A 26,241-nucleotide genomic window follows, 5' to 3' on the forward strand; every position below is an offset into this window, starting at 1 on the left:
AAATCAGTATTCTCCTTTTTATTTTTTCAGATGCATTTTTCTTTCAAGAAACGCTCAACGCCTTGTCTTATCGACTCAAGACCGAAATCCACAGGATTTACCTCGCTTAGCGGAATCCACTTGTAGTTGGCAACATCGTCCATCGGACGAATATCGGAATAATTATCTAACGTGCATTCAAAAAACATATCGAGCGTATGAACGGTGAAGCCGCTGTAAACGTACCGGTTTGAGTTTGAAAAGATGTACTTCTTCGACTTTACAGTTAGGCCAAGTTCCTCCAACACCTCGCGTTCAATGCCCTGCTCAGCCGTTTCGTAGCAGTCTACAAAGCCTCCGGGAAGGTCGAACGTACCTTTCGCGGGCTCTTTTGCACGCTCTACAACGAGCAGTTTGCCGTCATCGACAATGAAGGCTGCCGTTGATGCCGCCGGATTGAGATAAAGCACAAATCCGCAGGCCTCGCAACGCTTCGACTTGAAGTCGTTGTCAACGAAATGTCCTCCACATTGCGGACAGAACTTGAATTTATGCAGCGGATGTTCCATTATTCAGAAACGAAAGGAGCAAAGACTCTCGAGAACTCCTCACACTCAGACAAACGCCCGTTTACAAGCGTAACGGTATCAACCTGAGCCTTTATCACAAGTTTGTTGTCAGAAGCACGATAGATGTCTTGGAAGAAGACATAGCGAAGTCCCTCCTTCTTCAGATAAAGCTTTGACACGAAATCGTCGTCGCTCTTCAGCGGAGTCTTGAACTGAATGTTGATGCGCGCAACCACGGCATCGATGCCACGAGTGTGCATCTCGACAAAATTTACGCCGAGGCTCAGCAAAAACTGGTGGCGTGTGTGCTCAAGATAATGCTGATAGTTGGCATTATTCACAATTCCCTGAATGTCGCACTCGTAGTCGCGAACTTTCATCTGAAGTTCATAAATATATTTGTCCATATTTTTCGTTCTATTATTTTAATTTAAACAGCAAGTTTTCAATGGTTTCTGCAAATACGGGATGTATAGCCCGAGGCGCAATCTCAGCCAAAGGTTCCATAACAAACAGACGCTCGTGCATAAGCGGATGAGGAAGCGTGAGAACATCGGTCTGCACCACCAAGTCGTCGTACATTAGAATATCGATATCGATGAGTCTGTCGGAATACTGTCCGCCGACCGACTTATGCATGCGCCCCATCTCGCGCTCAATCTGCTGCGTCTTTTCGAGAATCTGTAATGGAGAGAGCGACGTCGTGACTTTTACAGCCGAATTCAGAAACTTGTTTTCGGACTGAAAGCCCCACGGCTCAGTCTCGTAAAAAGCGGACTGGGCATCAACGTGCCCAATCCGCTTTTCGATATGCAGAATTGCCTGCTTCATAAGAGCGTATTTTTCGCCAAGATTTGTACCAAGACTGAAATATACTACACTCATATTCGCACGGACTTTTTAATCTACAATAAGCATGGCGTCGCCGTAAGTGGCAAACGAATAGTCGTTCTTCAGAGCCTCGTCGTAGGCATTCATAACCACGTCGTAGCCTCCGAATGCGCAAACCATCATCAGCAATGTTGACATTGGAAGATGGAAGTTCGTAATCATTGCGTCGGCAAGCTGGAACTCGTATGGAGGGAAGATGAACTTGTTTGTCCAGCCCTCGAACGGCTTGAGGCGACCGTCGGTGCTGACGGCTGTCTCGAACGCACGCATAACGGTTGTGCCTACGGCGCAGACCTTTCTGCCTTCCTGCTTTGCAGTATTAACGATGTTGCAGACATCATCGCCAACGAACATCTGCTCAGAATCGGTCTTATGCTTTGTAAGATCCTCAACATCAATGTCTCTGAAGTTTCCAAGACCTGCGTGGAGAGTAAGGAACGCACTTTCTATGCCCTTGATTTCCATACGTTTAAGAAGTTCGCGAGAGAAGTGCAAACCTGCTGTTGGAGCTGTTACCGCACCCTCATTCTTTGCAAAGATGCACTGGAAACGCTCCATGTCCTCGTCGTCGGCATCTCTTCTTTCCTTCAGAAAATCAGGAATTGGAGCCTCGCCGAGAGCATAAAGAGCAGCCTTGAACTCATCGTGAGGACCATCGTAAAGGAATCGCAGCGTACGACCTCTTGATGTTGTATTGTCGATAACCTCGGCAACCATTGAGTCGTCCTCGCCGAAGTAAAGCTTGTTTCCGATACGAATTTTGCGGGCTGGATCTACCAAAACATCCCACAAATGGAATTCTTCGTTCAGTTCGCGCAGCAAGAACACCTCGATGCGTGCTCCGGTCTTCTCCTTGTTTCCGTAAAGACGGGCAGGAAAGACCTTTGTATCATTAAAAACGAATACATCTTTCTCATCAAAATAGTCGAGCACATCCTTGAAAACCTTGTGCTCAATATCACCAGTCTTTTTGTGTACAACCATCAATTTGCACTCATCGCGATGATAAGAAGGACGCAGAGCAATCCTTTCCTCTGGAAGTTTAAACTTGAACTGTGATAACTTCATATATTGAAAATTTTATTCTGTTTTACAAAAATTACGCCTCTTCTGGCATTTCTATTTCCTGATTGTTGAGCCACTCCTCAAAATCCTCGAGTTGCAGACAATCCTCAACCTTTACGTCGCCAACCCTTGTGCGTCGGAGCGATGTGAGATACGCTCCGCTGTTAAGAGCCTCGCCGATATCTCTTGCCAATGCTCTGATGTATGTGCCCTTGCTGCACACAACGCGAATCTTGATGTAAGGCAGTTCGCACTCCAGCAACTCAATCTCGTCGATGACGAGAGTCTTTGCCTTTAGCGGAACGTCCTTACCCTTGCGAGCCAGTTCGTAGGCACGATGTCCGTCAATCATGCAAGCCGAATAAGCCGGCGGCACCTGCTGAATCTCGCCCACAAACTTCTGAAGCGTTTCTTCTACCAACTCCTTGGTAATGTGCTCAACAGGATAGGTCTGGTCTTCAGGATGCTCCATGTCGAACGATGGGGTAGTGGCTCCGAGTTTCAAACCTGCGACATACTCCTTGGTATGAGCCTGCAGCTGATCTATCATCTTTGTAGCCTTGCCCGTGCAGATTATCAGAACTCCCGTTGCAAGAGGGTCTAACGTGCCGGCATGACCAACTTTTAGCTTCTTTACGCCAATCTTTTTCGAGATAAGATATCTTACCTTCGCTACCGCCTTGAACGATGTCAGGCGATAGCCCTTGTCGATATAGACAATCTCTCCGTTAAGAAAATTCACCTATAAATATTGTTTTATGTTTAAGCAAAAGCAAAGCCAAGAGCAACCACTCCGATGATTGCACAATATAATGCAAAATATATCAGCTTGCATTGTTTAACAAACTCAATCATCCACTTGCAGGCAAAACATCCGCTTACAAAGGCGGCAACGAAGCCCACAAAGAGCGAAACGGCAGGAACGGCAACCATCTCAGAACCGTGCTCTGCAAGATACTCGGCTGATGGAGCAAAGAAATGCTTGAAGTCGAGCAAAGCCTCGCCAAGTATCGGCGGAATAACCATCAGGAACGAGAACTGAGCAAGTTTTCTCTTGTCGTTGCCCAGAAGCAAGCCTGTTGCAATGGTAGAGCCAGAACGAGAGAGTCCCGGAAGGACGGCCACAGCCTGCGCAATTCCGATGATGAACGCATGAAGCGGAGACAGTTTCGCCTTAACCTTTTCGTCACTAACTCTGTAGAAATGAGTAAGAGACAGAAGCAACGCTGTAACAAGCAGACATGAGCCTACAATTGCCAGTTTCGCACTCTGGTTGTGGCCATACAAAGCCTCGATAGAATCCTTGAAACACAATCCTACGATTCCCACAGGAATCATCGAAACCAAGATGTTTACAACGTACTTTGTCTCATCGTTCCACTGGAACTTGAATAATCCCTTAAATATCCAAGAAACCTCTTTCCACAGAATAACGAGGGTAGAGAGAACCGTTGCAACATGCACCACGATATCGAATGTAAGTCCTCCGGCCTCTGCCTGAGGACCAAGAATAACCTTTCCGAGTTCGAGATGTCCGCTCGAACTTACAGGTAAATATTCGGTAAGTCCCTGAATAATACCAAGAATTAAAGCCTGAATCCAATCCATTAGTCCTTAATCTCCTTACTATCTTTTTTCTTGAACATTATTGCATAAATAATAAACAGGAAGCCGAAAAGACAGCACAAAGGAGCAACCTTTATTCGGCGGGCACTAAAAATGTCGGCATCGAATGTTCCCTCGGCAGAGCCAGAACCAGACATCAGAATGAAGCCGAGAACGACAAACACCATACCAACTGCCAACAAGATGAAATTCATCTTACTGAAAGCATAATTTGATCTATCCATTTTTGATTTTAAATATAATACAAATCCTTGTCCTTCAATTTCAGGTATCTGTTTACAGAGAAATAAGAAGAACACAATGTTATTATTATTCCGAACATAAATACGCTTGCACACACAATAACAAGCATAAGCGGAGTTATAAACTCTTTCAAGTCAGGGTCGAACTGATACAGGGCATAGGCCGCGCACACAAGCATTACGTTTGCCACAACTGCCGCAATCAGACCAATCCAAAGGCTCTGAATAAGGAACGGACGGCGGATGAAACTCCAACTTGCACCAACAAGCTTCATTGTGTTTATCACAAATCGCCGCGAGTAAATAGACAGTCTGACCGTGTTGGTTATAAGACTAACGGAAATCATTGTCATGAAAAACGCTATGACCAACAATACCAAACAGATTTTGTTCGTATTCTGATTCACCACATCAAGAATCTCCTCCTGATAAACCACGTCGAGCACCTTCGGCTTGAGTTTAAGTTGCTTTTCAATCCACTTAATGCTGTCGGAATTTGCGTAGTTCGACTTCAAACTGATTTCAATCGATGCCGTATAGGGATTGTGTCCAAGAAAATCCTCAGGATCGGCTCCGAGGGCTATTGCCTGCTCCTTGGCGGCATCCTCGCGCGAGATGTAATCCTTGCTGCGGATAAAGTCGTACCTGCCCAAATCGCGCAGCAGAGCCTTTGCCTCGCCAACAGATGTCTCGTCGCTCAGCAGAAGCGAGAACTTGATGTTCTCCTTAACGTAGTTTGACAGGCTATACGCCGAAATTACAGAAAACACAATAACTCCGAGCAACAATAACACCATAGTGGTACTGATGCACGAAGTTACAAACTGTACATTATAGTATATAGCGCCTTTCTTCTTAGACATGTTGGCAAAGTTAAAAAAAAACGATGTAAATCCCTAATTTCGAGTTACTTTTTTTCAGTCCGTCACCTCAACGCCCTTCAAGGTTGCCGAACTTGATTCGAGCACCTTCACCTTAACAAAGTCGCCAATCTTGTGGTTTCCACGGTCGAACACGACCACCTTGTTCTGCTCTGTGCGACCGAAGAACTGCTCTTTAGAACGCTTGCTAAAGCCCTCTACAAGCACCACGAATTCCTTGCCGATATCCTTTTTGTTACTCTCGGCAGAAAGTTCGTTCTGCAAGGCGATAAGTTCATTCAAGCGACGTATTTTGGTTTCCTCCGGGATGTCGTCGGGAATATGCTTTGAGGCGTATGTTCCCTCACGTTCAGAATATTTGAACATGAAAGCCGAATCGTAGCCGCAAATCTTCATCAGCGACAGACTTTCCTGATGGTCTTCCTCGGTTTCGGTACAATATCCACAGAAAATATCGGTGCTCAGTCCGCAATCCGGAATAATCCGGCGGATGGCATCGACTCTGTCGAGGTACCACTCGCGAGTATATTTGCGGTTCATCAGTTTAAGAATGCGCGAACTTCCGCTCTGAACAGGCAGATGAATATGCTTGCAAACGTTCGGAACTTCGGCAATAACGCGCAGAGTCTCGTCGCTCATATCCTTAGGATGAGATGTAGAGAAACGCACGCGCATGTTCGGGATGGCTTCGGCAACCCTTCGTAAAAGGGTAGGGAAGTCGATAACCTCACCATCCTTCTCGAACTTGTAGGAATTAACATTCTGACCAAGAAGAGTTACTTCCTTGTAGTTTCTTTTCTGCAAGTCGAGGCACTCGTTGATGATGCTTTCGATGTCTCGGCTACGCTCACGTCCGCGTGTGTAAGGCACGATGCAATAGTGACAGAAATTGTTGCATCCGCGCATGATGCTGACAAATCCTGACACATGATTTGTGCATATACGTTCAGGTATAATATCGCGATAAGTCTCTGTTGTTGAGAGTTCTACATTGATAGCCTTATGACCTGTTTCGACCTGAGCAATAAGATTAGGCAATTCGAGATACGAGTCGGGACCGGCAACCAAATCGGTATGATGATTGTTCATCAAATCGTTTTTTACATGCTCTGCCATACAGCCGAGCACACCGATGTGGAAGTATTTTCCCTTGTTGCGCATAACGTTAAGCGCCTCAAGACGGTTGTAGATTTTCTGTTCCGCATTTTCGCGAACAGAACAAGTGTTAAGGAAGACTGCATCGGCATCTTCTATCTTCTCACAAACGTCGTAATCTGCCATTTTCATGATTGAAGCCACAACCTCGCTGTCGGCAACATTCATCTGGCAGCCGTAAGTCTCTATAAAGAGTTTCTTCATTATAATCGATTATAAAATAGTGTGCAAAGATAATTCAAATAGTAGACAAACGCAAATAAAGCTGAGATTTTTCGTATTTTAGGATTGCAAGACGAAAAAACTACGCGGACTGATTTTTCCAAAATAAGTATGAATTTTTTACGCTGTATATGTTAACAAATGTTAACAAATGTTAATATTCGTAAATTACTCCTTGATTTTCTTGCAAAAATAAGGATTATTTACGATTTTTGAAACTGAAAAAAACATTAGATTTTTTCATAGTTAAGGTTTAGGTTAAAAATGGAGAGAAGGATCGCTGCGAAGCTGTCCTTCTTTTTCGTTTTACTGTTTTTTCCGTTTCAGATTATCAAGAACACATTTTATATTGCGCTGAAGCCCTTCGAACTTGGCGCGCTTAACCGCCGAACCCTTGAAAATCTTGCGATAGGTTTCGACGTCGAGGTTTTCCCAATCGGCTGGAGTCATATTCATGAATGCTTCGTTTGGCATCAGACCTTCCTCGCGGGTTGGCGAAGCGAATCGGTTCCACGGACATGCCTTGATGCACCGGTCGCATCCGTAAACACAACTCTGCATGGCCTCGGAAGCCTCTTCGGGGATATTTTCTCTGTTTTCGATAGTCAGATACGACAAACATTTTCGCGCATCGAGCATTCTATTTTCCTTCAATGCCTTTGTAGGACAAGCGTTTAAGCATTTCTGGCACTTTCCGCAGCGTTCTTTTAACGGTTCGTCGGGCGAACATTTAAGATTTATAACCAACTCCCCAAGAAATACATAACTCCCAACGAACGGAATTACAACCTGCGTATGCTTTCCAATCCAACCGATGCCTGATTGCTGCGCCCAATATTTTTCGAGAATAGGAGCGGTATCACAAAAAGCCCTTCCACTAAATTCAGAAGCATCGCCGAGAAGTTCGGCACGGATATCGTCAGTCTGTTCATCAAGATATTTCGCAACGCTTTCGAGAAGATGGCGGAGTTTTTCCTTCATCACATCGTGATAGTCTTTTCCGTAGGCATAATATGCAAACTGAAGTTGACTGTCGTCGAGTTTTTTCTCGGGATAATAATTCAAAGCAACGCTGACGACGGTTTGCGCCCCATCAACAAGCAACTGCGGATTGGTTCTGATTTCGAAATAGTTGCGAAGATAATCCATGTCGGCGCAATAGTCTTTGTCGAGGCTTTCTCGCAACATTCTCTGAGCCTCGATGCTCACGGGCTGCGCCTTGGCAAGTCCACAAGCACAAAAGCCGAGGCGCTTGGCTTCGGCTTTTATGAATGCAGATATTTTCTGTTTACAGTCCATCAATCAAAAACTTTGAACTCGTAACCCTGCTCCTGTAACCATTCGATTGACTGCGGAAGGGCTGTCTTGAGTTTGTCAATACTCTTCAGCGAGTCGTGAAAAGTTATAATCGAACCGTTACGGGCATATCGTTTTACGTTATTCAACACATCCTCGGCAGTAAGGCGTCGGCTATAGTCGCGTGTAACCAAGTCCCACATTATCACCTTGTAATGTCTTCTAAGCACCTCATAGTGAATGAGTCTCATCCATCCGCGCGGCGGACGGAAGAGGTCGGTTTTCAGTACCTTGTTTGCCTTATCAACATTTTTCAGATAATTTACGGCAAGCAAGAACACTCCGCCGATGTGGTTGTAAGTATGGTTTCCGATGCGGTGACCATGGCTCTTAACCAACTCGAACTCTTTGGGATGCTTGCGCACATTATCGCCCACCATGAAGAAAGTAGCCTTTACGCCATAGCGTTCGAGCGTTTCGATAATCCATGGAGTGGCTTCCGGGATTGGACCGTCGTCGAAAGTCAGATAAACAGACTTCTCCGACGGATCCATTCTCCAAATAGCCTTAGGATAAAGCCAACGCAGATATTTTGCCGGTTGCTCTATTATCATATCAAGTTCAGAATTTCGTACTACTCGCCTTCCTCAATGATGCTATCAGAATTGATATCACCTTCGACATTGTGTTCTGCAGGAGCGCCAGAATAACCCATCTTCTTGTAATACAAGTTGATGTAGCTGTCGAGTTTCTTAGCCACATTGTCGCTGTTGCTGAATCGCTGATTGCGAAGCAGACTTACAATCTCGTTGAGGATATAGATGTGATACTGATAATCCTGAGCATTCATCTTGAAGCGATCGGAATTCAGGCTGAGATAGTAATCGCAGTACTCGAAACTCTTCTTTTCCAACTGGTTAAGAATCTTGTTTGCCTGATTCTTCTGTCCGGTAAGGGCGTAGATTTTAGCGATTTCGAGCGAACCACTCTGGAAATCGTGAGGCACGTTGTAAGCAGGAATGTGCTTCTCTACATAGTCTACAACCTTCACAGCCTTTTCTCTCTTGCCCTCGGCAAGCAGATTCTTGGCAAGTTCGCCAAACAGACGACGGTGAGTGTAGCACATGCGCATAACCGTTTCGTCGAGATAGAGTCCCGGAGTTTCAAGACCGCCGAACTTAAACTTGTTCATCAGCATATTGTAAGTCTTCTCAGTATCCATTCTGATGCACTTTGTTGTGTTGAACGGAGTGATGCGATTTACAAGACCTTCCTGAATGAAGTTGTCGCCAAGATTCATGTAATTGTCTGCACCTACGGTAATCGCAACAAACAGAGGACGAACCCAGTTAGTCTGAGCCAGAAGTTCGAGCATCATCAAATCGCTCTTGTAAAGCGCTCTCTTGCCGGCAAGCGAGATGCACATCTTGTCTGGAATAGAGTCAGAAGGCATCATCATTCCGCTCTTGCGAACGGCATTCTTATCGATTGTGATGTAGAGCGTATCGGTAGGAATGAGGTGAGTTTCCTCGTTTGTTGAACGAACCCAGTACTTCAGCACATTCTTCAGTTCGAACGGATCCTTTCCGAATGCCTTTTCAGCCTCTGCTCTGTTCTCGGCATACATCTTGGCAATTGCCTCCTTATATTCTGGATGAATTGAGATGTACTCGTTTGTACCGCTCTCATATTCATAGCGTTTCCAGTTGATAGGAAGGGCTGGAGAGTCGTAAGCCTGACGGCGCATCTGGTCAATGTACCAGTCGGTTTGCAGATAGCTGAGGTTGCAGACGCGTGCGCTTGTACCAACGCCCTCAGTCTCCTGATTATACCACAATGGGAACGTATCGTTATCGCCGTTTGTAAAGATGATAGGATTCTGTCCGTTAAGACTGTTGAGATAATTCTGTCCGAAGTCGCGACAAGTGTATCGTCCGCTTCGGTCGTGGTCGTCCCAAGTCTGTGAGCACATCTGAATAGGAACAAGCAGACACAAACATCCGACAACTGCCGATGTAACGATGCTGTTTTCCTTCTTCAATACAAACTTGTTTACATTCTCAACAAGTGCGGCAACGCCCAAACCAATCCATATTGCAAACGCGTAGAACGAGCCGGCATAAGCATAGTCTCGCTCGCGAGGTTGCTGAGGAGTCTGGTTAAGATACAGAACAATGGCGATACCAGTCATGAAGAACAGGAAGAACACAACCCAGAACTGCTGAATACCAGCCTCTTTCTTCTGGAATGCCTGCCAATAGATACCGAGAAGTCCAAGGATGAGAGGCAATGCGAAAAACACATTGTAGCCCTTGTTCTCCTTCAGCTCGCTTGGCATCTTGTCCATATCAATACCAAGAACATACTTGTCGAACGGCTTGATTCCGGTAATCCAGTTACCGTGCTCAATCTCGCCATTACTCTGAATATCGTTCTGACGGCCAGCGAAATTCCACAAGAAATAACGCCAGTACATAAAGTTAACCTGATAAGAGAAGAAGAACTTCAGGTTATCAAGCTGAGAAGGCATCTTTACAGATATCATCTCGCCACAACGGTCGTAAGGAACCTGAGTTCCCTCAACACCGCCGAGCCAGTCTTCGTAAGCCTTTGCATGGTCGCTCGAATAAATTCGAGGGAATAGCATGTTCTGAGCATACTCATACTCGTATTTGTTACGAACCACGAAATATCTGTCTGGCTCGCTGGCATCATGCTTCTCCTTGCGCTGATATACCGGCGCGCCCTCTTTTGTTACAGGAACGCAGTATCCGCCATTCTCATCAACCTTAAGTTTAACCTGCGAAGTGTAAGCCTGACCGTAGAACAATGGGCGAGAACCGTACTGCTCGCGTCCAAGATACTCGCCAAGAGTGAAGATATCCTCTGGAGAGTTCTGGTCCATAGGCGGATTGGCCGACGAACGAATAACTATCAGAGCGTATGACGAATAGCCGATAATCATAACAAGCATGCTCAACAACGAGGTGTTGAGGATTCGGCTGCTCACGATGCTCTTGCCCTGCTTCTTGAAGTTTACTCCGAAGTACAAGACTGCAAGCACCACGATTCCGATAACAACGCTCAAAGCACCGTGTCCGTAGAACGGAATACCAAGAAGAGCCACAGACAGTACAAACGAAATGTTCTGTCTTATGCGATTCTCGCCTACATAACTCTCGTAAACGCCCCATACTACTGAAGAGCAGAGCAGAACGAGGTAGATGATAAGACCCGTGTTGAACCCGAAGCCCAGAGTGTTTACAAACAACAACTCGAACCATCCGCCAACCTTAACGATTCCCGGAACAACGCCGTAAAGCACTGCCACAATCAGAATCATAGAAGCACCAAGCGCAAGAAGCGAACCTTTCAGTTCGGCATTAGGATTCTTCTTGTAATAGTAAACAAGAACGATTGCCGGAATACAAAGAAGGTTCAGCAAGTGAACGCCGATACTCAATCCGACAAGGTACGACAGCAGAACGAGATAGCGGTCGCTGTGCGAGTTGTCGGCCTGAGCGTCCCACTTCAGGATAAGCCAGAAGACAACAGCGGTGAACAGAGATGAGTAGGCATAAACCTCGCCCTCTACTGCGCTGTACCAGAATGTATCGCTGAATGTGTAACACAATGCTCCAACAAGACCCGAAGCCATGATTGTCCACATCTTCGAAGAGTTCATCTGCTCCTCATCAGGACATACAAGCTTCTTTGCCAAGTAAGTGATGCTCCAGAATAGGAACATGATACATGCGGCACTCAACAATGCCGACATGGTGTTTACCATCTTGGCAACGGTTGTTGGGTCACTTGCAAACTGCGAGAAAAGGTTTGCAGTAAGCATAAAGAAAGGTGCGCCAGGCGGATGTCCGATTTCCAACTTATAACCTGTGGTTATAAATTCAGGACAGTCCCAAAAGCTTGCCGTCGGCTCTATGGTAGAACAGAACACGAAAGCAGCAATGGCAAATGTAAGCCAACCAAGAAGGTTGTTTATCAATTTGTACTGTTTCATTTGGTTATAATGTTATTAACTTATTTTTTCAATTTTATATTCAAACGCACAAAGATAGCAGTTTAATGCCATACAATGAAAATTTGTCGACTTATTTTAAGTTCCAGTGATGCGTGGAGCCGTGATAGCCGAGCATTCTGTGAGGCAATCCGCCGTGTCCGATGAGTTCAAGAGGACAGTCGAAGTACGCCTCAAGTTCCTTGGCAGAAATCTGCGTGTCGGGATGATAGCACACCTCGCCGTTTACGCACGCAATCGTCTTTACGTTCTGAAGAACCGTTCCGATGTCGTGGCTCACAAGCACGATGGCGCAATCCTCGTTTATCTTTTTCAGAAGACGGTAGAGAATGCCCTCGAAATGCTTGTCGATATAAGTGTTCGGTTCGTCGAGAAAAACCACATCGGGCTTGCTTACGATGGCTCTGCCCAACAAAACCCGCTGAATCTGACCGCCGCTAAGCGTTCCGATGGAGCGTTGTTCCAAGCCCTGCAACTCCATCTGGGCAACAATCTCGCTAACGCGCGCGTGATGCTCCTTTGTATAAGGGCGGAAGAGCGATTTCTGCTTACTCAGCCCCGACAGAATTACATCGTAGACCGAGATTGGAAACTGCTTGTCAATCTGCGTGTATTGCGGCAGATATCCGGCATTTATGCTCCTAACTTCTTTGCCATTCTTGAAGAATCGGATTCTTCCGGCAGTTGGCTTTACAAGACCCAAGATGGTCTTCGACAGAGTCGTTTTTCCTCCGCCGTTTGGACCGATGATGCCCAGAAAATCCTTGTCGTAGATGGTCAGGTTTACGTTTTTCAGCACATATCTTGAACGCGCATCGTACCTAACATCAACTCCCTCAAGCTGAATCAACGGAAGTTTGCTACTCATTGGCAAGAATGTTTGTAATGTTCAGCATTTCCTTCTCCCAATCGTAGGCAAGAGGATTTATCCGATGAGGCTTTGTCTTTGTCTCGCGGCTTATAAGGTCGATGTTTCGGGTATTGAATTCTTCCTGCAAGAAGATTGTCGAAATCTTTTCGTTTCTGCACACATCGATTAGCGAACGCAACTGCTGCGGTGACGGCTCTTTTCCGTCAATCTCTACAACATACTGCATAAGCCCGTAATCGTGCGCATAGTAAGTAAGAGTAGGGTGATAGATGAGGAACGAACGGCTCGTCTTGTCCTTCAGCGAAGCATGAATCTGACGGTCGACATTCTCAATCCGGACGATGAATCTATCCAGATTCCGCCGATATTCATCGGCATGAATGCTGTCAATCTCGATAAGAGCATTGCAAATGTTTTCGGCAATAACCTTTACATTTCGGGGCGATGTCCAGATGTGCGGATCGGTACTGCCATGATGCTTGTCCGAAGAGTGAGAGGCGATAAGGTCGATGCCCTTGCTCGTGTCGTACACCTTTATAGAAGGAACATTCTGCACAAGTTTATCCATCCAACTTAGTTCAAAGCCCAACCCACCTGTTTGCAGATAAGCCTTGCTGTCTGACAGCGAAACCATCTGCTGAGGCGTTGGCTCGTATGTCTCGGGACTGCTTCCCTGAGGCACCATAACCTCTACCGAAACGAGGCTGTCGGCTATCTGCTCAACAAAATAGCGCATAGGCTCGATGGTTACGGTAACATTTATCCTGTCGAGTTTAGCATTGCCACAGCCAACAAGCGCAACCGACGAAACCATCAGCAGAACGACAAATATGTTTAATGCAAAATGCTTCATTTACAATACAACTTTAAACATTACATAAACTCCAATAACAATGGCATATCTTATAGCCTTGCCCAAGAAAACCGATGTTGTTGTAAGCACCACGTTAGAGCGCAACATTCCGAGGGCGATGGCAATTCCGCTGCCCAAGATAGGCAAGAAGCAGAAGAAGCCAATCCACGCTCCGTGTCCTCCAACAAAACGCTGCGCCTTTTCGAGGCTTTTGCGCTTGACGTGCAGATATTTCTCAATCCATTCCACTCGCCCGAATGTTCCAACCCAATAGTTGAACATGCTGCCCAGAACATTTCCAACAGTTCCGAAGATGCCAATCTTCAGAGGGTCGAGACCGATGGCAAGCAGACCAAGCATCACGGCTTCCGAACTGAACGGAAACACGCTTCCGGCAATGAAGGCTGCCACAGCCATGCCCCAATATCCGTGGTCTAAAAAGAATTGAGTAAAGGCTTCCATATTGAATAAGTTGCCATAAGCAACACTATTATTATCGAAATGTAAAACAAATAAACGCATATCTTGCTGGAGTTCAATGCCATGTTATGTGCAATCATCGGACTGGCATTTAGCAGAAGAACAGCAAACCATACGTTAAAGTATATAGGGTAGAGCCCTATGAAGACGAGCATCGCAAAGACATTCGTCATCAATATTGCAAAGAGGACTCTCGTCTTTATCTTGTCGAAGAAGATGTTGTGCAGATAGTGCGCCCACGAAATGATGAGTTCGAACGCAATAACGCCCAAACAAATCCATTGGTATCTGTCGATTACAGAATAGTCGAAATCAGGCTTTACAAACAACCCGGTGAACATCTCAGCCAAGGCATACGCATCACCAAAGACAATCTCATAAGCCCCGACGAACCAGAACGGCGCAATGATTCCGATTAGCATTGCAAAGAATGTGCGAAGCGTAAGGCTCTGCAACAAAAACATTGCAACAAGAAGGAATGGAAACAAATACAACAACGGCGGAAAGAACAGCAACGCCACTCCATAAACCATGAAAGCGTTAAAAATCCATCCCACGGCATTGTATTGCTGGTATGTCGGAAACAGACAATGATAAAACAGCAGAAGCAATACGGCAACAACTGCGTAAGGCTGAACAGAATGCAGAAAAACGCTGCAAGATGCGAGCAATACAAATACAGCAGATGCCATGTGTGTGCGCGTTCTGATTATGTTATACCGATTGTTGAGTTCCATAATCAGATAGACACACAAATAGTTGAGCATCAGCATAAAGGCGTTGCCCAACATCCAGTTCGAAGCAAAACGCCTCGACAGCCAGTTCCAATATCTGCTACATTCTGCCCCTGTGGTTGTAGTCTCTGCCGAGAGAGCGAACCACACAAGCGCAGACACAAAGCAGACAACAGGCAGGGTAAACCTGCTTGCTGCCACCTCGTTCTGTATTCTCTTTATCGACATATATTACAAATCCTGTCCTATGTCTGTACGATAATAACTCTTGTTAAACTTAATCTTCTTGGCACCTTCCATTGACTGTGCCAGAGCCTCTGCCTTGTCCTTTCCGTATGAACTTACGGCAATTACGCGACCGCCATTTGTTACAACCTCACCATCCTTAACCGTTGTGCCGGCATGGAAGACAATGCTGTTGCTTATATTCTCGATTCCCGTGATTGGGAAGCCTTTCTCGTAAGCCTCTGGATAACCGCCAGATACGAGCATAACGCATACAGCCGAACGCTCGTCAATCTCAAGATTCTTCTCGTTGAGGTTGCCCTCTGCCACGCCTTCGAGCAAATCAACGAGGTCGCTCTTTATTCTAAGCATAACAGTCTCTGTCTCAGGGTCGCCCATGCGAACGTTGTACTCGATAACCATCGGCTCTCCCTCAACGTTTATCAGTCCGAAGAAGATGAAGCCTTTGTAGTCGATGTTCTCTTCTGCCAAGCCCTCGACAGTTGGGCGAATGATGCGATCTTCAACCTTCTGCATCCACTCTTTTGTTGCGAATGGAACAGGAGAAACGCTTCCCATTCCGCCGGTGTTCAAGCCTGTGTCGTGCTCGCCGATGCGCTTGTAGTCTTTTGCTTCAGGCAGAATCTTGTAGTTCTTGCCATCTGTCAAAACGAAGACTGAGCACTCGATACCACTCAAAAATTCCTCGATAACTACCGTTGCAGAAGCATTTCCGAACATTCCGCCAAGCATCTCCTTGAATTCCTTCTTTGCCTCCTCGAGAGTTGGAACGATGAGCACGCCCTTGCCTGCACAAAGTCCGTCGGCCTTCAGAACGTACGGTGCTTTCAGCGTTTCGAGGAACTTCAAACCCTCTTCGATTGTATTTCCGTTGAAAGTCTTGTATGCTGCTGTCGGAATGTTGTGGCGCTGCATAAAGCCCTTTGCAAAATCCTTGCTTCCCTCGAGCACGGCACCTTGCTTTGAAGGACCGATAACTGGGATTCCTGCAAGTTGAGGGTCGTTCTTGAACACATCGTAGATGCCCTTTACCAATGGGTCTTCAGGACCAACGACAACCATGTTTACGGCATTTTCCAGAACGAATGTCTTGATTGCCGCAAAGTCATCGGCCTTTATAGCCACGTTTTCTCCCACGTTGGCTGTTCCGGCATTGCCCGGGGCAATAAACAGTTTCTCTACCTTCTTGCTCTGTGCTATCTTCCAAGCGATTGCATGCTCGCGACCACCGCTTCCTAACAGTAATATTCTCATTTTTCTGAAATAGTATTTTATTTTAAAAAGTCGTCAAAATATCTTGTAATGTGTTCGTGCAAGTGAACTCTGTCGAGACCTCGCATATTGTGTTCCTGTCCAGGATAAACGAACAGGTCGGGGTGTGTTCCGTTGTCGATGCACGCTCTGATGAACGAAAGCGTATGCTGAGGCACGCATGTTGGGTCGTTGCCTCCGTAAATAAGTAATAATCTGCCCTTTAAGTTTGCGGCTTTGTTAAGCAGACTTGTATTCTTATAGCCTTCAGGGTTTGCCTCTGGAGTATCCATGTAACGCTCGCCGTACATCACCTCGTAATATTTCCAGTCGATAACCGGACCGCCGGCAACACCAACCTTGAAAACATCGGGATATGTTGTCATGAGGCTCGTTGTCATGAATCCGCCAAAACTCCATCCGTGAACGCCAAGGCGGTTGGCATCGACGTACGGAAGAGACTTCAGATAGTCTACACCCTTCAACTGGTCTTTCATCTCCTCAACGCCCAGATTGCGGAACGTGCAGTTCTCGAACTCGAGTCCACGATTCTCGCTGCCTCGGTTATCAACAGAAAAAACGATGTAGCCCTTGCTTGCCATGTACAAATCCCATCCGCGAGCACCGTAGAAGCGCGAATCATCTACAAGATGAGCGTGAGGGCCGCCGTAGACATAGACGACTGCCGGATATTTCTTGCTCTCGTCGAATCCGACAGGCAGAACTATGCGATAGTACAAATCGGTAACGCCATCGGCTGCCTTTATCGTACCAACCTTAATTTCAGGCATTTCGTAATCCTTCATCGGCTCGGCAGCGGTAAAGATGTTACGTTGCTTGCCAGATGTAGTATTGATGATATCAGCCTTAAAAGGCACTTTTGCCGAGTTATACTTGTCTGTGATGAACTTTCCGCTTTCCGACAAAGCCACGGTGTGGATTCCTTCGGCATCGCCGAGCGGACGTTTCTTCAAAGTGTTTACGTTTAGGGCGAAAGTATTCTGCTTTAACGGACTGATTTCGTTGCTTACATAAAAAACTTCCTTTGTCGCGCTATTGAATCCGCAGATTTCCTTAACCTCGAACTTGCCTGATGTTAGTTGCTTAACAAACTTTCCATCAGCATTATACAAATAAAGATGATTGTATCCGTCCTTTCTTGTCTGATAGATGAACTGACCGCTGTTCCATGGCAGGAACACGATTGGATTACACGGCTCTACGTACTTTTCGTGCTTCTCGTCGAAGAGAACAGCCTCCTTGTCGCCCGTAGATGCGTTGTATCGAACCAACTGAGCGTGATTCTGGTCGCGGTTAAGTTCGATAACAAAGACGCTCTTCTCGTCGGGACTCCAACTGATGTTTGTAAAATATCGGTCTATGCCGTCGCCCGTCTTCAGATAAACGGTCTTGTCGGTTGCCGGATTGAAAACTCCAACGCTTACAACATGGCTCTTGCAGCCCGCCATCGGATACTTGTCGGGAACGAGAGTTGCGATGCGTGTGCTTATATCAACCTGCGGATAATCTGGAACCATGCTCTGGTCCATGCGATAGAATGCCATCAAGTTGCCCTTCGGACTCCAGAACGTGCCTTTTTCGATGCCGAACTCGTTACGATGAACACTCTGGCCGTAAACCAAGTCGTGAGAGCCGTCGGTTGTCACCTGATGAGAATTTCCGGCATTGTCAACAACAAAAAGATTGTCGCTGCTAACGTACGAGAAACAGCCCGATTCCTTGCAGAATTCAAAATCCGATGCGCCAGCCGGCATAATCAGCTCCTTAACAACTGTTTCCTTTACCCAATCGACCAAAGCGTAGAACTTTCCGTTAGTAACCAGCACCTGAGTCTTCTTTCCGTAAGGGAAAGCAGCGTAGAGCAAGTTACGGATTTTTCCGGTCTTGTTCTTCTCAAGAATGCTGTTTATCTTGTCTATTCCGAAGAGGGTAGAGTGCGCACCGGTCTTCTTGTCAACCTTGCTGCACGCATCAACCGTCAGTTCAACACATTCGTCGCCCCACCAAGCGGTGTAGACGTATTCAGGCCGGAGATTTCTGAAATTTGTTCCGCCGGGAATAACATCGTTAAGAGTTATCGTCTTTTTTGTTTGAGCCATGCCATTCATCGAAGCCATGAGACAGAATAGAATTATCGCTACCTTTTTCATCATCACAACACAAATTTAATCCTCATCCTCTCTGCCACGACCGAATGACTTTCTGTCGCCTCTCTTGAAATCTTTCTTAAAATCCTTCTTGAAACCGCCGCCGCGCTTAAAGTCAGACTTTCCCTTGCGGTCGAATCCGCCCTTTCTGTCTTTGTTTCTCGAGAACTTGCGGTCGCCGCCTTCCTCGCTGTTGTATCTTAGTTTGCGCGGACGGAAGTTGTCCTTGTCCCTGCCGCGCAGATGATGTCCGTGAACTCCTTCAGTCTCTTCCTGATTATCATCGTCTCGACGGTTGAAATCGCGCTTTGCGCGGAACTTGCGCTCGCGGTTGCGACGACGCTCCTCGTCAGTCTTGATGTCGCCGCCTTCGCCACGGAAGTCGCTCATCTTGCCGTCGAACATCTGATATTTTCTGAACTCGCACTCCAACGCGCCGTTAAAGAGCGGAATACGTGTTGAGGCTTTCAGTCCTATTTCGTCAAAGCACTCCTTGCGATAACTCAAAATCCAAGCATCGTTGCCCTTGAACTCGTGTTTCAGACGCTCACCGATAGTCTTGTACAAACCAAGCAAGTCTGGCGAAGAAATTCGCTCTCCATAAGGAGGATTAGTAACCATCAGAGCCTTTTCTCTTGGTTCCTCAAAGTCGGCTATATCCTGCTGCATAATTGTAACGTACTTGCTAAGGCCGGCAGCCTTAACGTTTCGTGTTGCAATTTCAACAGCCTGATTCTTAATATCATAGCCATAAACATGGTGGTTGAATTCTCTTTCCTGAGAATCGTCGTTATAAATGCTCTCGAAGAGTTCCTTGTCGAAATCAGGCCACTTCTCGAACGCAAATCCCTTGCGGAACACGCCCGGAGCAATATTCAGAGCGATGAGCGCAGCCTCGATAGGTAGAGTTCCGCTACCACACATAGGGTCGATAAAATCGGTTGATCCGTCCCAGCCTGCCATCATCAACATTCCGGCAGCAAGAACCTCGTTAAGAGGAGCCTCTACAGCCTCCTGACGGTAGCCGCGGCGGTGCAGACTTTCGCCCGATGAGTCGAGCGAGAGAGTACACTTGTCCTCGGCAATATGTATATTAAGTTGAATATCCGGATTGCTCAGGCGGACGTTTGGTCTGTCGCCCGTCTTCTCGCGGAAATAATCGGCAATGGCATCCTTAACCTTGTATGCAACAAACTTTGAGTGGCGGAATTCCTCAGAAAAGACAACGGCATCGATGGCGAATGTTGTCTTGTTGTTCAGAAAGTCGCTCCACTCTATTGATTTAACAGCATCGTAAACATCCTCGGCACTCTTTGCCTTGAAATGCTTTATAGGCTTGAGTATTCTGATTGCCGTACGCAAAGCAAAGTTGGCACGGTACATAAGTTCCTTGTTACCTTTGAAAGCCACCATTCTGCGGCCTATCTCAATTTCGTTGGCACCAAGTTGAGTCAACTCCTTAGCCAATACTTCTTCCAGACCTTCAAATGTCTTGGCAATCATTTCAAATTCTTCCATTTTCTATTTTGCTTTTACGTATTTTCGTTATTTGATTTTATTTGCTCTCTTTGCTTCGGGCTCAACATCCTGCGTAACCCAAACGTTTGCCCCAATCACCGCGCCTCGTCCTATGGTTATTCGTCCAAGGATTGATGCGTTTGAATACACAACCACATCGTCTTCGAGAATTGGGTGGCGCGGAATGCCCTTTATAGGATTTCCGTCCTTGTCGAGCGGGAAACTCTTTGCACCAAGCGTTACGCCCTGATAAAGTTTTACGTTGTTTCCGATGATGCAGGTTGCGCCGATTACCACGCCCGTTCCGTGGTCGATGGTGAAGTACTCGCCAATCGTTGCTCCCGGATGAATGTCTATTCCGGTTTCAGAATGAGCCATTTCGCTGATTATTCGCGGAATGAGCGGCACTCCCAACAAAAACAGTTCGTGCGCCAGACGATAGTTTACCAACGCCTTTATTACCGGATAGCAACTGATAATCTCGCCGTAGTCCTCGGCTGCGGGGTCGCCGTTGTATGCCGCAATCACATCGGTTGCAAGCACTCGTCTTATCTCCGGAAGTCGCGCAATCAGTTCAGAAGCAATCTCCTTTGCCTTCACGCGGTTGTACTGAACGCACGTCTTGCAGTTGAAGCTCAGTCCAGCCTCGACCTGCTCAACCAGAAGGTCGAACATTCGCTCAACCTTTACGCCGAGCGAGTACTGAACCGTGCGGCTGTTAACCGAGTTCTCGCCATAATATCCGGGAAAGATGATGGCTCTTGCAAGCTCAATAATCTCGTTCAGAATTTTTCCCGACGGCAGGGGAGTGCCGTCCTCGTGCTGATGGAACAAGTCTTTGAGCGAGTTCATGTCGCTCAGTTGTTCCACGCTTTTTACGAGTATCTCAATATATTTACTGTCGTCCATCTTAGTTTTTGTTTATGTTAAGACTTTCGGCACTTACAATCTTGTATAGTTTGTCGCTTGGGCGAATTTTGTCGGGAACTACGAACGAAACGTGCTGTCCCTTCGTTGCCTTGTCAACAGGCTTCAGGTCTACTCGCAACTCGTCGGCATTCAGATACACGGCTCCGGTTGTTGGACCAGTTATCAGGAGTTTGTCGCCCTTGTTTAGTTCGCCTGCCTCGACCTTAAATTCAGCCACTCCAATCTTGCTGAAATATCTGATTCCCTTGGCAATATATACTTTTCTCTCGGTAGCCTCAGAGCCGTAGTGTCTGCTCCATTCGCCGAGTTTCTGGCCAAGATAGTATCCGTTCCAGAATCCGCGGTTGAAGACGGTTACGAGACGGGCGTCCCACGCGTCTTTCTTCTCTTCGGTAAAAGTTCCGTCGATAACGCTGTTGATAGCCTCGTTGTAGCAACTGACAACGGTGTGGACATATTCCGGACCTCTGGCGCGGCCTTCAATCTTCAAAACTCTGACGCCAGCCTCCATCAGTTCATCCATAAAGCGGATTGTCTTCAGGTCTTTAGGGCTCATTATGTACTTGTTGTCAACCTCGAGTTCAATATCGCTCTCTCTGTCTTTTACGATATATCCTCGACGGCAAACCTGCATGCACGCGCCTCGGTTTGCGCTGCGGTTCATGTTGTGCAGACTGAGATAACACTTGCCCGAGATTGCCATGCACAATGCTCCGTGGCAGAACATCTCGATGCGAATAAGCTCGCCCTTCGGTCCGCAGATATTCTGTTCGATAATCTGATCGTAAATTTCGCGAACCTGCTTTAGGTTGAGTTCGCGCGCAAGAACAACTACATCGGCAAACTGAGCATAGAACTTAAGTGCCTCGATGTTCGAGATGTTCAGCTGGGTAGAAAGATGAACCTCCTGACCAACTTTGTTGCAATAAGCCATCACTGCCACATCCGATGCGATTACAGCCGAAATTTTGGCCTCCTTTGCAGCATCAATAATCTGACGCATGAGCACAAGATCCTCACCGTAGATAATAGTATTAACAGTCAAATAACTCTTCAATCCATTATCCTCACAAATCTGAGCCATCTCTTTCAAGTCGTTAATCGTGAAAGTGCTGGCAGAATGCGATCTCATGTTCAGGTTTTCTATACCAAAATAAATAGAATCTGCTCCTGCTTTTATTGCCGCTGCTAATGACTCCCTTGAGCCAACCGGCGCCATAATTTCAAAGTCCTTACGAATCATACATGTACAAATAACGTTGCAAATTTAATCAAATTCTTTGATAATCGACATATTATAATGTACAAATCAACTTTCTACGCTTGCATAATTTGAATAAAAGGCGTATTTTTGCGCCACTAAAACCTATTTGTTCATGACTATAAGACAATCAAGACATACATTTGCAACTTTGCTTTTACTGAGCACGATGGTATGCCACGCCGGAATTCCGTGGAATCCGTTCAAGAAAAAGGCAAAGAAAGACTCTATAAAATCCGAAATCATTACATCGCAGAAATGCAACAACGAGTTTCTCGACTCGGCTGCCGTAATTGGCATTGTTGACAATGCCATTGCCATGAAAGTAAGCCCTTGGCAGAATGATTTCAGAATACCCCCATTAGACACTCTTGAGTTTTGCGGCGAGAAGATAAGCATGAGCAGATACGACCTGCGCGAACGTCTTGACCGTGAGTTGCTTGCATTCCAGTACGGACACACAAACACGATGCTCACCATAAAACGCGCCAACCGCCTGTTTCCGATAATCGAGCCTATCCTTGCCGAAAACAACATTCCCGACGATTTCAAGTATCTGATGTGCATAGAAAGCAGTTGCAACATCTTTGCACGCTCAACCGTAGGTGCATGCGGCTTGTGGCAGATTATGGAAGCCACAGCCAAGGAGCACGGACTTACAGTAAATGAGATGGTTGACGAAAGATACGACATTGAAAAATCGACCAAGGCGGCATGCGATTATTTTCACAAGGCCTACGACAAATATCACGACTGGCTGACGGTGGCGGCAAGTTACAACGCCGGAATGGCTCGCATCACGCAACAACTTGAACGCCAGCAATGTAAGACGGCACTCGACCTTCACATAAACGAAGAGACTTCGAGATACATGTTCCGCATTCTCGTAATGAAGAAATTCTTCGAGAATCCAAAAGAATTCGGCTTCAAAATCAGAAATATAGACCTTTATCCGCCAATGGAATATACAGAGGAGTATGTTTCGGAGATGGACAACTGGGCTGATTTTGCCTTGGGACAGGGAATCAACTATTCCGACCTTCGTCAGGCAAACCCTTGGATAAGAAATATTTATCTGAAGCAGGAGAAAAAGTCATCGTCATCAGCAAAGAAAAACCGACATCACAAACAGTCGCGCAGCAAGAAAAGTCGCAGCCGCAACCGAAAGAGCCGCCACAGCAAGAAACTCGACGATGTGAGCAATGTTTCATCATCAACTAACGAGTCGGTCTCAACAATAACAGCCGAGGTTGACACAACAAGCAATCCATCGGCAAAAAAATACAAGGTGCTGATACCAACAAGAGAGTCAATCTACTACAACCCGCAGAAGACAAAGGCTCACAACAAAAATTGGATAACAGAATAAAAAATGAAAATAGGCAATATTGATTTGGGAGAACAGCCCGTTGTTCTTGCACCGATGGAAGATGTAACCGACATCGCTTTCCGCCTGAAATGCAAGAAGTTCGGAGCATCGATGGTATATACCGAGTTTGTATCGAGCGAGGCACTAATCCGCTCGGTAAACTCAACCATGCGCAAACTCACCATAAGCGACGAGGAACGCCCAGTCGCAATTCAGATTTACGGAAGGGAGAAAGATGCCATCGTAGAGGCTGCAAAAATAGTTGAGCAGGCAAAGCCAGATGTCATCGACATCAACTTTGGATGCCCAGTAAAAAAAGTTGCAGGAAAGGGCGCAGGAGCCGGTATGCTACAACACCCCGACAAGATGATCGAGATAACCAAGGCGGTTGTAGATGCCGTGAATCTGCCCGTGACCGTAAAAACCCGACTTGGTTGGGACAGCGAACACAAAATTATTGTAAATCTTGCCGAGCAGCTTCAGGACTGCGGAATTAAGGCACTCACAATACACGGACGCACGCGCGCCCAGATGTACACCGGCGAGGCCGACTGGACTCTGATTGGCGAGGTTAAGAATAATCCGCGAATGCATATCCCTATTATCGGAAACGGCGATGTAACCACTCCCGAGAGAGCAAAGGAATGTTTCGACAAATATGGCGTCGATGCCGTGATGATTGGTCGCGCCACCTTCGGCAATCCTTGGATTTTCAAAGAAATCCGCCATTTTCTCGACACAGGCGAACATCTCGAGCCGCTTTCATTCAGTTGGAAATTGAATGTTCTGCGCGAAGAGGTTCTCGACAGCGTAAACCGTCTCGACGAGATTCGTGGAATACTTCACATCCGTCGTCATCTTGCGGCCTCTCCGTTGTTCAAAGGCATTCCCGATTTTCGCCAGACACGCATTGCCATGCTTCGCGCCGCAACCGTAAAGGAATTGTTTGACATTTTCGATGTGATAGAAAAGCAACTCGGCGATAATTAAAGATAGCCAAATATCAGATTTAAAGCTTATAACTATCAATAAAAACAAAAAGAAAAAAATCTTCAAAAAAAGGAACTTGGCAAAGAAAAAATTTCCAACTTTTTTGAAGATTTTTTCGTAAAAATATTGCAAATCTCAAAAAAATACGTAAATTTGCATCGTGTTTTTCATAGTATTAGATTTAAGGTTAACAAGGTTGGGTGCAGGCGTGCACCCTTTTTTTATGCCCTAATTTCTGATAAAAAATAAGTCGCTCGCCCAACTAAGAGCGAACGACTGTATTACTGATTATTAGCTATAGCTTACAGACCAAAAGCCTGTTTTATTTTGTCAACATAATCAAGTTTTTCCCAAGTAAAGAGTTCAACCTCAATCTCCTTTGTTGGAAGATATCTTGAGGTGAACACCTTCTTCACAACCTCTGGCTGACGTCCCATGTGACCGTATGCAGCAGTCTCTGTGTAGATAGGATTTCTCAACTTCAGACGCTCCTCGATAGCCTTTGGACGCATATCGAACAGTTCATCAATCTTCTTTGCAATCTCGCCGTCGGTCATGTTAACATTGCTGCGACCATAAGTGTTCACATAAATGTTAATTGGCTTTGCAACACCGATGGCATAACTAACCTGAACAAGCATCTCGTCGGCAACTCCGGCAGCAACCATGTTCTTTGCAATATGGCGTGCAGCATAAGCAGCGCTACGGTCAACCTTCGAAGGGTCTTTTCCTGAGAATGCTCCACCACCGTGAGCACCCTTGCCTCCGTAGGTATCGACAATAATCTTACGGCCAGTAAGACCAGTATCGCCGTGAGGACCGCCGATAACGAACTTTCCGGTTGGATTTACATGATACTTGATGTCGCCATAGAACAACGACTGTACCTTCTTGTTCTTAATCTTCTGAATTACGCGAGGCATCAGAACGCCGATAACATCTTCCTTAATCTTTGCAAGCATAGCCTCGTCGTTGTCGAACTCATCGTGCTGAGTTGATACAACAACCGTGTCGATGCGCTTTGGCTCGCCGTTATCATCATACTCGATAGTAACCTGACTCTTCGCATCCGGGCGGAGATAAGTCATAATCTTGCCTTCCTTGCGGATGTCAGCAAGAACACGAAGAATAAGATGCGCAAGGTCGAGAGCCAGAGGCATATAGTTCTCGGTCTCGTTAGTGGCATATCCAAACATCATACCCTGGTCGCCAGCGCCCTGCTCCATTGGCTCTTCGCGCTCTACGCCACGGTTAATATCGGCACTCTGCTCATGAATAGCAGAAAGTACGCCACAAGAATCGGCCTCGAACATATACTCACCCTTTGTGTAGCCGATGTTGGTAATGGTGCGGCGAACCACATCCTGCAAATCGACATACGCATCACTTTTTACCTCGCCAGCAAGAACCACCTGACCGGTAGTGACAAGTGTCTCGCATGCAACTTTTGATGTTGGGTCGAATGCCAATAGCTCATCAAGAACTGCATCTGAAATCTGGTCAGCCACCTTGTCTGGGTGACCTTCAGAAACCGACTCGGAAGTAAATAAATATCCCATTACAATAAAATTTAAAATCGTTAAATAATTATTACATGGGGAGAGAAAT

24 protein-coding genes are annotated in these 26,241 nt (G+C 46.2%); 2 read left to right on the top strand and 22 right to left on the bottom strand.

Features of this window, described 5'->3' with window-relative positions; translation table 11 throughout:
* Window positions 1-26 precede the first annotated feature (26 nt).
* The 21 genes from T538_RS0103835 to T538_RS0103935 form a co-directional block, all read right to left on the bottom strand.
* Window positions 27-548 carry an NUDIX hydrolase gene (locus T538_RS0103835; RefSeq protein WP_031532263.1) on the bottom strand — a complete coding sequence of 174 codons (522 nt, stop codon included), beginning with the start codon at window positions 546-548 and terminating at the stop codon, window positions 27-29.
* On the bottom strand, window positions 548-955 hold the full coding sequence (locus T538_RS0103840; protein WP_031532264.1) for an acyl-CoA thioesterase: 408 nt from the start codon (window positions 953-955) through the stop codon (window positions 548-550). Before T538_RS0103840 ends, T538_RS0103835 begins: the two co-directional genes overlap by 1 nt.
* 13 nt (window positions 956-968) lie before the next feature.
* Entirely contained in the window at window positions 969-1,433 is a 465-nt protein-coding gene (gene folK / locus T538_RS0103845) for a 2-amino-4-hydroxy-6-hydroxymethyldihydropteridine diphosphokinase (RefSeq protein WP_031532265.1), read from the bottom strand.
* A 15-nt stretch (window positions 1,434-1,448) separates the two neighbouring features.
* On the bottom strand, window positions 1,449-2,507 hold the full coding sequence (queA, locus tag T538_RS0103850) for a tRNA preQ1(34) S-adenosylmethionine ribosyltransferase-isomerase QueA (protein ID WP_031532266.1): 1,059 nt from the start codon (window positions 2,505-2,507) through the stop codon (window positions 1,449-1,451).
* A gap of 31 nt (window positions 2,508-2,538) precedes the next feature.
* Window positions 2,539-3,246 (bottom strand): tRNA pseudouridine(55) synthase TruB, encoded by a 708-nt coding sequence (truB, locus tag T538_RS0103855; protein WP_031532267.1) that lies wholly within the window; start codon window positions 3,244-3,246, stop codon window positions 2,539-2,541.
* Window positions 3,247-3,266: 20 nt separating this feature from the next.
* On the bottom strand, window positions 3,267-4,112 hold the full coding sequence (locus T538_RS0103860) for an undecaprenyl-diphosphate phosphatase (RefSeq protein ID WP_031532268.1): 846 nt from the start codon (window positions 4,110-4,112) through the stop codon (window positions 3,267-3,269).
* On the bottom strand, window positions 4,112-4,354 hold the full coding sequence (locus T538_RS0103865; protein WP_031532269.1) for a DUF3098 domain-containing protein: 243 nt from the start codon (window positions 4,352-4,354) through the stop codon (window positions 4,112-4,114). The genes T538_RS0103860 and T538_RS0103865 overlap by 1 nt, the downstream gene beginning before the upstream one ends.
* Before the next feature lie 8 nt (window positions 4,355-4,362).
* Window positions 4,363-5,235, bottom strand: a complete 873-nt coding sequence (locus tag T538_RS0103870; RefSeq protein WP_031532270.1) for a cell division protein FtsX — start codon at window positions 5,233-5,235, stop codon at window positions 4,363-4,365.
* A 54-nt stretch (window positions 5,236-5,289) separates the two neighbouring features.
* Window positions 5,290-6,612: a tRNA (N6-isopentenyl adenosine(37)-C2)-methylthiotransferase MiaB gene (miaB, locus tag T538_RS0103875; RefSeq protein WP_031532271.1), complete on the bottom strand. Its 1,323-nt coding sequence runs from the start codon at window positions 6,610-6,612 to the stop codon at window positions 5,290-5,292.
* Between the two features lie 324 nt (window positions 6,613-6,936).
* On the bottom strand, window positions 6,937-7,929 hold the full coding sequence (gene queG, locus T538_RS0103880) for a tRNA epoxyqueuosine(34) reductase QueG (protein WP_031532272.1): 993 nt from the start codon (window positions 7,927-7,929) through the stop codon (window positions 6,937-6,939).
* Window positions 7,929-8,540, bottom strand: a complete 612-nt coding sequence (locus T538_RS0103885) for a polysaccharide deacetylase family protein (protein ID WP_031532273.1) — start codon at window positions 8,538-8,540, stop codon at window positions 7,929-7,931. The genes queG and T538_RS0103885 overlap by 1 nt, the downstream gene beginning before the upstream one ends.
* Window positions 8,541-8,560: 20 nt before the next feature.
* Window positions 8,561-11,944: a glycosyltransferase family 117 protein gene (locus T538_RS0103890; protein ID WP_051655861.1), complete on the bottom strand. Its 3,384-nt coding sequence runs from the start codon at window positions 11,942-11,944 to the stop codon at window positions 8,561-8,563.
* Window positions 11,945-12,035: 91 nt separating this feature from the next.
* Window positions 12,036-12,830, bottom strand: a complete 795-nt coding sequence (locus tag T538_RS0103895) for a metal ABC transporter ATP-binding protein (protein ID WP_034538838.1) — start codon at window positions 12,828-12,830, stop codon at window positions 12,036-12,038.
* Window positions 12,823-13,686: a metal ABC transporter solute-binding protein, Zn/Mn family gene (locus T538_RS17985; RefSeq protein WP_034538840.1), complete on the bottom strand. Its 864-nt coding sequence runs from the start codon at window positions 13,684-13,686 to the stop codon at window positions 12,823-12,825. The genes T538_RS0103895 and T538_RS17985 overlap by 8 nt, the downstream gene beginning before the upstream one ends.
* Window positions 13,687-14,148: a YqaA family protein gene (locus T538_RS18785; protein ID WP_031532277.1), complete on the bottom strand. Its 462-nt coding sequence runs from the start codon at window positions 14,146-14,148 to the stop codon at window positions 13,687-13,689.
* Window positions 14,121-15,128 carry a hypothetical protein gene (locus T538_RS0103910; protein ID WP_031532278.1) on the bottom strand — a complete coding sequence of 336 codons (1,008 nt, stop codon included), beginning with the start codon at window positions 15,126-15,128 and terminating at the stop codon, window positions 14,121-14,123. Before T538_RS0103910 ends, T538_RS18785 begins: the two co-directional genes overlap by 28 nt.
* Window positions 15,129-15,131: 3 nt before the next feature.
* Window positions 15,132-16,400, bottom strand: a complete 1,269-nt coding sequence (gene purD / locus T538_RS0103915) for a phosphoribosylamine--glycine ligase (protein ID WP_031532279.1) — start codon at window positions 16,398-16,400, stop codon at window positions 15,132-15,134.
* A 17-nt stretch (window positions 16,401-16,417) separates the two neighbouring features.
* Window positions 16,418-18,571: a S9 family peptidase gene (locus T538_RS0103920; RefSeq protein ID WP_031532280.1), complete on the bottom strand. Its 2,154-nt coding sequence runs from the start codon at window positions 18,569-18,571 to the stop codon at window positions 16,418-16,420.
* A 12-nt stretch (window positions 18,572-18,583) separates the two neighbouring features.
* Window positions 18,584-20,083 (bottom strand): THUMP domain-containing class I SAM-dependent RNA methyltransferase, encoded by a 1,500-nt coding sequence (locus T538_RS0103925; protein ID WP_031532281.1) that lies wholly within the window; start codon window positions 20,081-20,083, stop codon window positions 18,584-18,586.
* A 27-nt stretch (window positions 20,084-20,110) separates the two neighbouring features.
* Window positions 20,111-20,992, bottom strand: coding sequence for a serine O-acetyltransferase (locus T538_RS0103930; RefSeq protein ID WP_031532282.1), 882 nt, complete (start codon window positions 20,990-20,992; stop codon window positions 20,111-20,113).
* 1 nt (window position 20,993) lies between these two features.
* Window positions 20,994-22,256: a peptidase U32 family protein gene (locus tag T538_RS0103935; RefSeq protein WP_031532283.1), complete on the bottom strand. Its 1,263-nt coding sequence runs from the start codon at window positions 22,254-22,256 to the stop codon at window positions 20,994-20,996.
* Between the two features lie 133 nt (window positions 22,257-22,389).
* On the opposite strand from T538_RS0103935, the gene T538_RS17000 reads away from it, so the two are divergent.
* Window positions 22,390-23,643: a transglycosylase SLT domain-containing protein gene (locus T538_RS17000; protein WP_081834850.1), complete on the top strand. Its 1,254-nt coding sequence runs from the start codon at window positions 22,390-22,392 to the stop codon at window positions 23,641-23,643.
* 3 nt (window positions 23,644-23,646) lie between these two features.
* Window positions 23,647-24,633 carry a tRNA dihydrouridine synthase DusB gene (dusB, locus tag T538_RS0103945; RefSeq protein ID WP_031532285.1) on the top strand — a complete coding sequence of 329 codons (987 nt, stop codon included), beginning with the start codon at window positions 23,647-23,649 and terminating at the stop codon, window positions 24,631-24,633.
* Between the two features lie 302 nt (window positions 24,634-24,935).
* On the opposite strand, the gene metK is transcribed toward dusB, so the two are convergent.
* On the bottom strand, window positions 24,936-26,192 hold the full coding sequence (gene metK, locus T538_RS0103950) for a methionine adenosyltransferase (RefSeq protein ID WP_031532286.1): 1,257 nt from the start codon (window positions 26,190-26,192) through the stop codon (window positions 24,936-24,938).
* Between the last annotated feature and the right edge of the window lie 49 nt (window positions 26,193-26,241).

The sequence above is a fragment of the Bacteroides sp. Ga6A2 genome, from assembly GCF_000702225.1.
Taxonomy (GTDB): domain Bacteria; phylum Bacteroidota; class Bacteroidia; order Bacteroidales; family Bacteroidaceae; genus Ga6A1.

What these genes read in the sequence shown, in the direction of transcription:
- T538_RS0103935 (WP_031532283.1), bottom strand. Translation starts at nt 22,256, where the DNA reads ATGATTCGTAAGGACTTTGAAATTATGGCGCCGGTTGGCTCAAGGGAG.
- T538_RS0103925 (WP_031532281.1), bottom strand. Translation starts at nt 20,083, where the DNA reads ATGGAAGAATTTGAAATGATTGCCAAGACATTTGAAGGTCTGGAAGAA.
- T538_RS0103860 (WP_031532268.1), bottom strand. Translation starts at nt 4,112, where the DNA reads ATGGATTGGATTCAGGCTTTAATTCTTGGTATTATTCAGGGACTTACC.
- queA (WP_031532266.1), bottom strand. Translation starts at nt 2,507, where the DNA reads ATGAAGTTATCACAGTTCAAGTTTAAACTTCCAGAGGAAAGGATTGCT.
- T538_RS17000 (WP_081834850.1), top strand. Translation starts at nt 22,390, where the DNA reads ATGACTATAAGACAATCAAGACATACATTTGCAACTTTGCTTTTACTG.
- T538_RS0103865 (WP_031532269.1), bottom strand. Translation starts at nt 4,354, where the DNA reads ATGGATAGATCAAATTATGCTTTCAGTAAGATGAATTTCATCTTGTTG.
- T538_RS0103890 (WP_051655861.1), bottom strand. Translation starts at nt 11,944, where the DNA reads ATGAAACAGTACAAATTGATAAACAACCTTCTTGGTTGGCTTACATTT.
- T538_RS0103840 (WP_031532264.1), bottom strand. Translation starts at nt 955, where the DNA reads ATGGACAAATATATTTATGAACTTCAGATGAAAGTTCGCGACTACGAG.
- T538_RS18785 (WP_031532277.1), bottom strand. Translation starts at nt 14,148, where the DNA reads ATGGAAGCCTTTACTCAATTCTTTTTAGACCACGGATATTGGGGCATG.
- T538_RS0103885 (WP_031532273.1), bottom strand. Translation starts at nt 8,540, where the DNA reads ATGATAATAGAGCAACCGGCAAAATATCTGCGTTGGCTTTATCCTAAG.
- T538_RS17985 (WP_034538840.1), bottom strand. Translation starts at nt 13,686, where the DNA reads ATGAAGCATTTTGCATTAAACATATTTGTCGTTCTGCTGATGGTTTCG.
- T538_RS0103920 (WP_031532280.1), bottom strand. Translation starts at nt 18,571, where the DNA reads ATGATGAAAAAGGTAGCGATAATTCTATTCTGTCTCATGGCTTCGATG.
- metK (WP_031532286.1), bottom strand. Translation starts at nt 26,192, where the DNA reads ATGGGATATTTATTTACTTCCGAGTCGGTTTCTGAAGGTCACCCAGAC.
- T538_RS0103870 (WP_031532270.1), bottom strand. Translation starts at nt 5,235, where the DNA reads ATGTCTAAGAAGAAAGGCGCTATATACTATAATGTACAGTTTGTAACT.
- folK (WP_031532265.1), bottom strand. Translation starts at nt 1,433, where the DNA reads ATGAGTGTAGTATATTTCAGTCTTGGTACAAATCTTGGCGAAAAATAC.
- queG (WP_031532272.1), bottom strand. Translation starts at nt 7,929, where the DNA reads ATGGACTGTAAACAGAAAATATCTGCATTCATAAAAGCCGAAGCCAAG.
- miaB (WP_031532271.1), bottom strand. Translation starts at nt 6,612, where the DNA reads ATGAAGAAACTCTTTATAGAGACTTACGGCTGCCAGATGAATGTTGCC.
- T538_RS0103835 (WP_031532263.1), bottom strand. Translation starts at nt 548, where the DNA reads ATGGAACATCCGCTGCATAAATTCAAGTTCTGTCCGCAATGTGGAGGA.
- T538_RS0103895 (WP_034538838.1), bottom strand. Translation starts at nt 12,830, where the DNA reads ATGAGTAGCAAACTTCCGTTGATTCAGCTTGAGGGAGTTGATGTTAGG.
- dusB (WP_031532285.1), top strand. Translation starts at nt 23,647, where the DNA reads ATGAAAATAGGCAATATTGATTTGGGAGAACAGCCCGTTGTTCTTGCA.
- T538_RS0103910 (WP_031532278.1), bottom strand. Translation starts at nt 15,128, where the DNA reads ATGTCGATAAAGAGAATACAGAACGAGGTGGCAGCAAGCAGGTTTACC.
- T538_RS0103930 (WP_031532282.1), bottom strand. Translation starts at nt 20,992, where the DNA reads ATGGACGACAGTAAATATATTGAGATACTCGTAAAAAGCGTGGAACAA.
- purD (WP_031532279.1), bottom strand. Translation starts at nt 16,400, where the DNA reads ATGAGAATATTACTGTTAGGAAGCGGTGGTCGCGAGCATGCAATCGCT.